This is a genomic window from Paenarthrobacter sp. NPDC058040, assembly GCF_042885775.1.
Classification (GTDB): Bacteria; Actinomycetota; Actinomycetes; order Actinomycetales; family Micrococcaceae; genus Arthrobacter.
The window spans coordinates 365,838-375,412 of record NZ_JBHVRN010000002.1 but is presented as its reverse complement, the minus strand read 5'-3'; the positions used below and the strand labels follow the sequence as shown (position 1 = coordinate 375,412).

7 protein-coding genes and 1 pseudogene are annotated in these 9,575 nt (G+C 59.7%); 1 reads left to right on the top strand and 7 read right to left on the bottom strand.

The genetic code is table 11. From position 1 onward, the window contains the following. A pseudogene (locus ACFVSJ_RS04550) lies at window positions 1-544 on the top strand (transposase); the annotation flags it as partial. Window positions 545-876: 332 nt separating this feature from the next. On the opposite strand, the gene ACFVSJ_RS04545 reads toward ACFVSJ_RS04550, so the two are convergent. The 7 genes from ACFVSJ_RS04545 to ACFVSJ_RS04515 form a co-directional block, all read right to left on the bottom strand. After that, window positions 877-1,755 (bottom strand): NAD(P)-dependent oxidoreductase, encoded by an 879-nt coding sequence (locus ACFVSJ_RS04545; protein ID WP_387434777.1) that lies wholly within the window; start codon window positions 1,753-1,755, stop codon window positions 877-879. A gap of 491 nt (window positions 1,756-2,246) precedes the next feature. Further along, a complete protein-coding gene (locus ACFVSJ_RS04540) occupies window positions 2,247-2,462 on the bottom strand; it encodes a hypothetical protein (RefSeq protein WP_387434776.1) in 216 nt (71 codons plus the stop codon). 77 nt (window positions 2,463-2,539) lie between these two features. Then, the gene (locus ACFVSJ_RS04535) at window positions 2,540-3,781 is read right to left on the bottom strand and encodes a M20 family metallopeptidase (protein ID WP_387434775.1); all 1,242 of its coding nucleotides are present in this window, start codon (window positions 3,779-3,781) and stop codon (window positions 2,540-2,542) included. Window positions 3,782-3,889: 108 nt separating this feature from the next. Further along, the gene (locus tag ACFVSJ_RS04530) at window positions 3,890-5,374 is read right to left on the bottom strand and encodes an aldehyde dehydrogenase family protein (protein WP_387434774.1); all 1,485 of its coding nucleotides are present in this window, start codon (window positions 5,372-5,374) and stop codon (window positions 3,890-3,892) included. 168 nt (window positions 5,375-5,542) lie between these two features. Then, window positions 5,543-6,640 carry an oxygenase MpaB family protein gene (locus ACFVSJ_RS04525; RefSeq protein ID WP_387434772.1) on the bottom strand — a complete coding sequence of 366 codons (1,098 nt, stop codon included), beginning with the start codon at window positions 6,638-6,640 and terminating at the stop codon, window positions 5,543-5,545. Between the two features lie 158 nt (window positions 6,641-6,798). Continuing rightward, window positions 6,799-8,016, bottom strand: a complete 1,218-nt coding sequence (locus tag ACFVSJ_RS04520) for an amidohydrolase (protein WP_387434771.1) — start codon at window positions 8,014-8,016, stop codon at window positions 6,799-6,801. After that, window positions 8,013-9,545: an MFS transporter gene (locus ACFVSJ_RS04515; protein WP_387434769.1), complete on the bottom strand. Its 1,533-nt coding sequence runs from the start codon at window positions 9,543-9,545 to the stop codon at window positions 8,013-8,015. Before ACFVSJ_RS04515 ends, ACFVSJ_RS04520 begins: the two co-directional genes overlap by 4 nt. Window positions 9,546-9,575: the final 30 nt, after the last annotated feature.

The following is a 9,575-nucleotide window of genomic DNA, read 5'->3' as shown; positions in this document are numbered from 1 at the left end:
TGACCGGGAGCCAGATACTAGAGGTGTCCAGGTGGCGGGCCCGTGAAGAACCGCTTGCGGTATCGGTAGCCCGCTCCGAAGCAGTTAGGCTCGCTAAGCGCATCGGCGACCTTGATGCTGAAATCAAAGCAAACGGCTCCCGGATCACCGAACTGGTTGAGGTCAGCGAAGCCGCGCCGCTGCTGCAGGAATCAGGCTTCGGCCCAGTCACGGCAGCCATCTGTCTCACCGCTTGGTCTCATCAGGGCCGGGTACGTTCCGAGGCAGCTTTCGCCTCCTTGGCCGGAGTCAACCCCATTCCCGCGTCATCCGGAAATACCGTCCGTCACAGGCTCAACCGCGGCGGCGACAGGACCCTCAATAAAGCGCTGCACATGATTGCTCTAACAAGAATGGCATTCGATTCGGAAACCATCGCATACGCAGCCAAACGAAAGGCAGAAGGTCTAACCAAAAGGAGATCCGTCGGTGCGTGAAACGCTACCTCGCCCGACGGATCTACCGCACGCTCAACGCCAACTGCCTCAAGCCATTGCTACGTTGACAACCATAGAAGAGTCAGTGACCATTTAGGGGCCGATCGGGGTGCTGTTGTCCCAGGCGTTGCCCTGCATCCACTGGTTGGTGTTGCACTGGTAGTCCCGCATAGCTGCGACGCTTCATTAAGTGCACGGGTCGCATTGTTTGGACCTCCAGGCCGCCGTTCCGGAAAGTCCGCGGCTGCCAACCTGAGGGCGCGGTAGCGTCAGCGGGCCGCGATCGACTATTCGATCAACTCGGCCGGCTCAACCCAGCCGAAATGGGCAATGAACCTCCACGCTCCACGCTTGGAGGCGACCGCAAAGAATCTCTTCTTATGGGTGTCAATCCTGGCTACTAGGCTTCTGACTTAATGCTGGGCCGGCCGTCGGGCAGTTGGCGGCTGTATACGGAGTGCATCGCCGGGCGGACCTGGTCCGTAATCGGAGTCGGTACGCCAACGCTGGCCGCGAATTGCTGGGCTGCGTCGAGGTCCTTTTCGGCCAAGTAGTCAGCGGAGGCGATCCGCTCAGGAGAAGCAGTCATTCCTGCAACCAGGCCCCTGAGGAGGTTCAGATGGTCGGTGCCTTCGTCGTCTCCTTCGACCATGACCTCCAGCAGGCTTCCGAGTTCCACGCCTCCAGCCGAGGCGAATCCTGCGGCCTCGTGGATCACCGCCCACTGACCGTAGGTGATGGCATTGCGGGCCAGTTTTGTCACCATGCCCGCCCCCTGGGGGCCGCAGTGGACCACCGTCTTGGCAAATGCCTTCAAGATGGGCATAGCCTTGGACACCGGGGCGTCCGCCCCGCCTACCATGACGACCAGGCCGTTCTCTGCGGAGCGGGTGCCGCCGGTGACTCCGGCGTCAAGAAGGTCCACTCCTTTCGCTTCGCAGAGGGCAGCCAGTTCGCGTACGTCGTCTACGGAGATTGTTGAGAGCAATGCAATGACCTGCCCCGGATGCGATCCGGCCAGGAGTCCCTGTTCGCCGATGAGCGCGTCCCGCGCCTGCTCGGCGTTGACGACTGCCAGCAAGATCACGTCGCTTGCTTTGGCGGCGTTGGCGGGGGAGGAGACCTGTGCCGGCGCCCCCGATAAGGCGTCGGCTGCATCAGGCCGCACGTCATACACAGCAGGCACAAGGCCGCTGCGGACAAGGCTGACGGCCACGCCTCCTCCGATCATGCCAAGTCCCACCACACCGGCACGAAGCGGCTGGATTGCATCATTCATTTTGGCTTCCCATTCTGTTATTGGTGTTTGCTCATTCGATGTTTGCAACGCGCCCGGCCCATGGCCAAGGTGAAGTTGCCCGCTTTTGGGGGCTCCTTGCCATGGAGCAGAGGCAGCACATAGGCGCCGCGCCATTATGGTGATCCGGCCCGGCACACCAAGAAGATCGTGTAGCCATCGGGCACTACCCACCCCACATGATCGCGACCGACGACCGTCAGACGCCATTCTGGAATATGCGTCTGGCACGCCGGGCCTCCGCAGCTGACAGTGTCTTGACTCCTGCAGGAGCCGGGATCGCAGTGCAGTCGGCCTGGCTCCCGCCCGACTGCCAGAAGTAACCGGCAGAAGGGACGCCGGGGAACCGACGTAGGGTCAGCGCAGTACACCTCACGGAGGCAATCGTCGCCGTCGTCACCGTTCCGAGCGCCACCAGGTGTCAGTGAGGGGTGGTGGGTGTTGAGTACCGATTCCCTGGAAGTGGACGGTCCTTAGTGCTCGTAGGTCATGCCGTAGGGAACCTCGGGACCGACAGCGAGGGTGTAGGCATTGTGACCGTGCCGAGTTATGAGTACTCCGTAGCGTCCTCCGGTCTCCGCGAAGGACCGGACTTCTTGATGGATGGTCTCCAGTTGATCCTGAAGCGCATGCCAGCAGGTTCCGGCAGCTGGTTCAAAAGTGAGTTCAGGAAGAAAGGGCTGTGCCATGGAACCATGTTTCTGAATCGGAGGATTGGGGTGGGCTTGACGAGATTTCCAGCCAGGGCAGGGCTTTACGTCGCATGTCATTTCTCTAGAGCGGTGTCGCCGAGTGTCGCCCATGCGAGCTCGGCCAGAGCGGTGGCGCCGTCAGAAAGGACCGAGTCATCGAAGACGACGCGGGGGGAGTGGGCCGTCTCTCCTGCCGCTTTCGATGCCGGAGGGCTTGCCAGAAGGAAGAAGTATGTACCGGGGATCTCGTCAAGGACATATGAGAAGTCTTCGGAGGACATGGCGGGCTTACCTGCGATGTGAACCCGTCCCTCGCCGAAGACGTCTCGAAGCACGTCGAGCGCCTTGGAGGTGACGGTGGAGTCGTTGACAAGTGCGGGATAACCAGCGTCGAAGCTGGTCTCTGCTGTACAGTTGTGCGCGCTTGCAATCTTGTCAATCATCGGGGGCACCTCGTTGCGGAGAAGATCGAGTGCGGCCGCCGACATGGTGCGGACAGTAGCTCCGAGTTTCACCTGGTCGGCTATGACATTTATCGCTCCCTCTCCTGTGCTCAGCTGGGTAACGGTGATCACGGCGGGGTCGAAGACGTCCAGTCTGCGGGTAACAAAGGTTTGGAGTGCGAGCACGATCTCCGCCGCGACCGGAACGGGGTCGACGGCATTGTGGGGCTGGGATCCGTGACCGCCCCTTCCGCATACCGTTACGCGGAGATTGCTGGAACCGGCCATCACTGTCCCAGGCCTGGTCGCGATGAGCCCTCGTGGGCCGGGCCCGACGTGCAGCGCATAGGCTGCGATCGGCCTTTGTCCGGCGGCTGTGAGTACACCTTCATCTATCATCACCTTTGCCCCGCCAAAACCTTCCTCGCCTGGCTGGAACATGAAGAGGACGTTACCGGCCAGACTGTCGCGGCGGCCCGCAAGGAGGTGCGCTGCCCCAACGAGGGCGGCTGTGTGGATGTCGTGTCCGCACGCATGCATGTTGCCGTTTACGGCCGCGTACTCCAGCCCGGTGTCTTCCCCTATAGGCAGGGCATCCGTGTCTCCTCTCAGCAGCACCGTCGGCCCAGGCAGTGCACCACGGAGCACGGCGACGACGGACGTCGTCGCCGTGCCGGTGGTAATTTCGAGGCCGAGACCTTCGAGGGCGTCCAAAACGCGCCGTTGTGTTCGAGGGACTTCGAGGCCGATCTCGGGATCAGCATGGATACTGCGCCGCAAGCTCACGAGATCGGGCAGGATCGCCTCCGCGGAGACGCTAAAACCGGGCGCCTCAATCAAGTGGGGGGACTTGGCGGATGTGTCTACGGTCATAATTTGCAATCCTTCTTGTTTGAGGCAGTTTCGTTCTTGGCTGTCAGCGCGCCGGTCTATGGGGAGGCGTTCTCTTCCAAGTCGTGTTGTTGTTGGAAGGAAACGCCGTCACGACTCGCTCGTGAGCCGCTCCCGTGTGCGTTGATGTTCGCTTTCGATGGCTTGGGCAAGTCCGTCGCGGAGCTGTGTGCTAATCAGCGAGAGGCCGACGAACTGCCCCATGGAAGAGCCCCCTGCTCCGGCCGATACGACCGGACGGCGATGGGTGAAGGTATCGAAACCAGCCTTACCGTGGTAAGCGCCGTGTCCGCTTCGCCCGACGCCACCGAACGGAGCTCCCGGGATGCCCGCATGCAGGAACCCACCGTTCCTTGTAACGCCGCCACTGGTTGTCAGCGCGCAGAAGCGCTCGAACGCAGCGTCGTCATCTCCGTACCAGTAAGCGGCAAGGGGCGAAGGCCGTGAGGCAATGAACTCTATGGCTTCAGCGCGGGTGTCGTACGTGTAAATCGGCAACACCGGCCCAAAGATTTCATCCTCATTGATGGAAGCGTCCTCAGGTACGTCAAGCAGGAGGGTCGGGGCAATAAGCCGACGCCTTGGATCAGGAAGGTCTACGGCGGCTCCTTCAAATGCCATGTACGCCGACGCGCCCTTCGAAACCGCGTCCTCGATATGGGCTGTAATCCTCGCGTAGGCCGAGTCGTCGATCAAACTGATCATGGCGGGAATCGAGGCCGGAGGGAAGTGATGGGTCAGGCGCTCCTTAAGGAGATCGATGAATTTCTCCTTGACGGAAGAGTCCAATAGAACGTAGTCACCACAAAGACAGATCTGTCCGCCGTTCGCCATTTTGCTCACCACCACCTGGTCCGCAGCGTTGGCAAGGTCGGCCGACGCGTCTATGACCATCGGGTTCTTCCCACCCAATTCCAAGGTGACGGGAACCAAGTTCGCCGCTGCCGCCGCTTGAATGATGGACCCGACCCTTGGGGAGCCAGTGAACAAGATGTGATCGAACGGCAACCGGCTGAAATCCTCACTGACTTGGGTGCCGCCGGTAATCAGCGAAATCTCGTCAGCGCTGAATTTTTCCGCCAGTGCACCACGCAGCACCTCAGCTGTATGCGCGCTGGCGGAAGGCATCTTGATGATCACACGGTTTCCGGCTGCCAAGGCAGCAACGGCAGGCTGAATCACCAGGTTGATGGGAAAATTCCAGGCCCCGATGATGCCCACCACACCAAGAGGGTGCTGCTGGATGGCTGCCGTACCCTGATCATTCAGCGGTACCGGCTTCATCCACTCTTCGAGTTCACTGCGGATCTCCTCGAAATCAGCAAAAGCCCCGAGGATCTCTGTCGACATCGTAAATGCATGAGGCCGCTGACCGAAGTCATTGGCTGCCGCTGTCGCAAGTTCTTGTGCACTTTCAAGTACAGCAAGCTTAAGCCGGTCGAGACGGTTACGCCGGACCTTAGCTGAAGGAGGACCTTCTTTCCTGTGGGAGTTGCGCTGCAAATTGAGCAACGCGAGCATCTCAGCGTACGTCGGATTGACCGTGTTGATAGTTTCCAGTGTGAGACTAGACATCGATTTACCCGCCTTCCAGGGGTTCTTCGTTTGATGGATTGCGCGGCGCTTCGGCAATGGCGCCAGGCAGCAGTAATTGCTCGGGGGCGTTATTCTTCGGGAAGCTCGATAGCAGATTGGTTATGGTTCCGCGTTCGAGCCGTGTCGCCGGAGTCCTCGGGACGTTGATCAGCCCGTAACGACGCCTGATCCGCGTTCTGCTAAGACCTTGCGGTGGAGATTCCGTGCGGATTCGAAGAGACGAACGCCATCTGGTCCCCACATGAGTCGAAGGATTTCTTGCTCATTTTCGGGTTGCTGCATCTGCAAGGCTGTTTCTTGAAAACGCTCGATTTCAGCCACTGCATCGGCTTCTTCTGCCGGCGACAGTCCAAGAGCCAGTCGGGCACGGTGGGGCAGGGCGCCGATTGCTGCTTTTCGCGGGACATGGAAAATCCGGTTCATCAGCTCAGCGGCGCGTTGATGGGAAGGAATGAAGTTCTTCCTGCCTGCCTCTTTCATGATCTGCATGTAGTCATATCCATATTCGGGCGAAATCCGAAGAGAGTCGGAGTTGAAGAAAAACTTGTCGTACTTCTTGTAGAGTGCCTTCAGCTCCGTCATGCTTGTGGGAATCTCCTCTTCCGGGGCGCCATGCGCACGCAAATACGGAGCGCATTCCTTAATGAATTGATCCCTCTGCTCGTCTGAAAGCCTGCGAGGAGACTGCCCGTCTCGGAAAGCAAATGCTTCATACATCCGAAGCATCGGATGCATCTCGGTCAGCGCAGCCCACATCGCTTCCCTTGGTTGGGCCGCGGCATAACCGCCAAGTTCCGGCTGGGAGACGTCGATGATGTCTCCAGCGACCTTGGTGTGCACCTTGTGGAGGAAGTTGGCCATGGTTGTGGCCGTTTTGGTGTCGCCCAGCCACATGATTCCGTGAATGCCCGCCCCGCGGGAAGCGCGTTCAAACCCGTCGAATGTGGTCAAGGTCCCTTCCCGTCCTTTTCGCACAACAGGTTCGTGATCACGGATACCTGCAACAATCGGTGCGTAGGTATCCTGGGCCAGGACCTGGCCCACGTGGTGGAAAACGACTGTGGCTGGATGGAGAAGCACTTCCCACACCATGCTTCCGGGGCCGAAAAGACCGTAGTCCGGGCTGCCGTCTTCCAGATATGAATCACCCGCAGCGACGGGCTCCATGCCTCGACGCCAACGCCGCTCCGTTCCGAGGATGTCGGATTCTGTAATTTCGGGGTTGCTCTCTTTTACTTTGTTCATCTGCTTGTTCCTTCGCAGTGCAAACTCATGCGTATACGCACATGTTTCAGTGATTCCATGGCATGCGGTCTCCTATCCGGGGTGTGGTGACCGCTGCCTCATGGCTTTTCGGGATCCGATTTTCCTTCTTTTCCAAAGTCTCGTGTCGGCCGGGAGACTCAGTCCCCCGTTCGTTCGTCCTGTCGTGCAAGCAGCTCGGCTCGCACCTCGGGGTTAATCGCCACCGTCGCCGCCGTCCAGGCCAGTGCCTGCGCTGCGTCAACAATTGCCTGATCCGCGCCCTCACCCGCAGCGGCTTCGGTGAATCCCGCTGTATGCGGGGCGGCGGTTGTGCCTGAGATTCCGATGGCAGGATGTATCGAGGGCACCCCCTGTGAAACGTTGCCCATGTCTGTCGAACCGCCAGTTATGCTGCCCACCTGAATAGGGGTTCTACCCAGTCCACTTACCGACGTGTCCCATGCCGTTGCCAGCAGTGGCTCCTGCCGAAGTGGTTCATACCTTGGTTGCACTTGGAATTGTTCCCAGCTGCAGCCCGACGCTATGGCGCCCGCCTCAAAGCAAGCCATAACTTTTCGCTTCGCATCGTCCAACTCGGCGAGTTCGAAGGATCTGACTTCGGCCTGCAGCACGGTCCTGGAGGGAATAATGTTGGTGGCCTCGCCGCCTTCGGTAATGAAGGCAGCGACTCGGACTGTGTTGGGTAGCTGCTGGCGGCTCAGACCGATGGCGGCGAGAGCGATGGTGGCCGCATCCAGAGCATTTATTCCGGCCTGGGGCGCGCCCGCGGCGTGCGAAGGGAGGCCCGTGTAGGTTACCTCGAACCGGTCCACCGCCTGGCTCCGGTAGTCGGAGCATCGCATATCGATACCGGGCGCGCCGTGGACCATGAGGGAGACAGTGGAGTCCGACCATGCCCCGTTCTCCAGCATCGTGACCTTACCGCCACCGGACTCCTCAGCCGGGGTCCCGAGAAGTTTAACCCTGATGCCGATCTCATCAGCGATTGAAGCGAGGGCTATGGCGGCGCCGAGCCCGGCAGCGGCGATGATGTTGTGCCCGCAGCCGTGCCCAATGCTGGGAAGCGCGTCATATTCGGCGCACACAGTCACGACGAAGTCGCCGCTCCCATAGGAAGCTTCGATCGCTGTCTCCAGTCCATAGACCCCTACGGTGGTGTCGAAGCCCGCTTCCAGGAGAGCCTCTGCGAGAAGCCTTGCCGCTCGATGCTCCTGGAATGCCAACTCGGGGTGGGAATGGATGTCGTGGCTGATGGAAAGGAGACGGGTTTCCCATTGACGAACCTTCTCGCTGATGCGCTCTTTGGCATTTTCGAGAACAAGGATGCTGTCCGTCACCGAACCTGTCGTACTCATGCAGCTTCCTTTTCCGCGACCGGGTTCACGGTTGGTTCAGTCTCGGGAACCGGACGCAGGAAGAACGTCATTGCAACCACTGCAGCAGATAGAACTGCGCAGATCACCCACACCACGATGTAACCCTGGAGAGAGGTAGTGGCCACGGTTGACCCCCCTGCGCCCGCGGGCAGGAGGAAACTGGCCATCACCAACGCGAAGACAGCTCCGGCGATTGCACCCGCTGCGGTCCGAGTGGTGTTGTACATAGCAGAAGCGATTCCGACGGAGTCGCGAGGTGCCCTCTTGACGACAATGGTGGGAAGAACAGCCACGATCACCCCATTCCCCAACCCGCCGACTACTTTCGCCGCGACCATGATTGGCACAGACAGTGGGGCAACGATGAATACCACGAAGCCGATCGTGGTGAGGGCGCCACCCAGTGCAATCGCTCCCTTGACGCCCAACCATTTCATGGTTCGATGCCCTTGAGTCGTTGCCACGAAAGTCGCACCGGCAACCGCAAGCGCCAGCAGCCCAACGTTCGAAGGAGTGAAGCCAAGGCCGAATCCGGTTTCGTTCGGGTTTGTTAGCACATAGACGCTGGAAGCGGTGTTGCTTCCGAACAATTGGGCCCCAAAAAGAAATCCGATGAGGATTGGCAGTCCGAGACCACCCTTTGTGAGGAGATTCACATTGATCAGTGGGTGCTTTACCAGCTTTTCCACGAACCACCATGCGGCCAAAAGAACGACGCCAGCCACTATCGATGCCCACGTAATTGTGGATGTCCATCCCCAACTGGGGCCATTCGCGACACCGCTGAGCAGGCTCAGGAGTCCAGCGCCAAGGAGGGATGCGCCGAGCCAGTCGATACGGCCGGCAGCCCGGACCTTCGTTTCGGGGACAAGGAACGCTACGACGGGCACGCAGATGATCAGGAAGATCGCGGGTACCCACAACACCGTTCGGAGGTCACCTATGACCCCGAACAGAAGGCCAGCCCCGAAGGAGCCGATAGCACCACCGAAGGTAAGAGCCCCGACCAGCTTCCCGATTGACTTGCCCGCATTCTCCTCGTCCCGTTCCCGGACAATCGCAAACTCCAGTGGAAGGAAGGCTGCCAGCGGTGCCTGTAGCGCCCGCCCAACAAGGAAGATCGCGAAGGAGGGCGCCATCGCCACCAAGACCGAGCCGGCCGCCACCATCGCAGTTGAGATAAGAAGCAAGCGCTTGTGCCCGAAGCGGTCACCCAGCTTTGCAATGACTGGGACACAGAGAACTGTCGCAAGCAAGTACGCCGTATTGACCCAGTTAAGTTCGGCCGATCCCACCTTGAACTCGAGCCCAATGGCTTTCAGCAGGACAGGGTACCATCCCTGTAGTATCCCGGACCCAAACTCCATAATGATTAGGAATCCGACAGCCCCTCGAACCGCTGTTTGAGTACCTAATGATGCTTTCGGTGGTGCTGTCACGCCCACTTCGTCTCTCCTTTGAACTGTGTGTAGAACAAGGAAGACAATAGGGCGTGAGAGCGGCGTCACATCAGGAAGTGCCAGAAAATTGACTAAAGA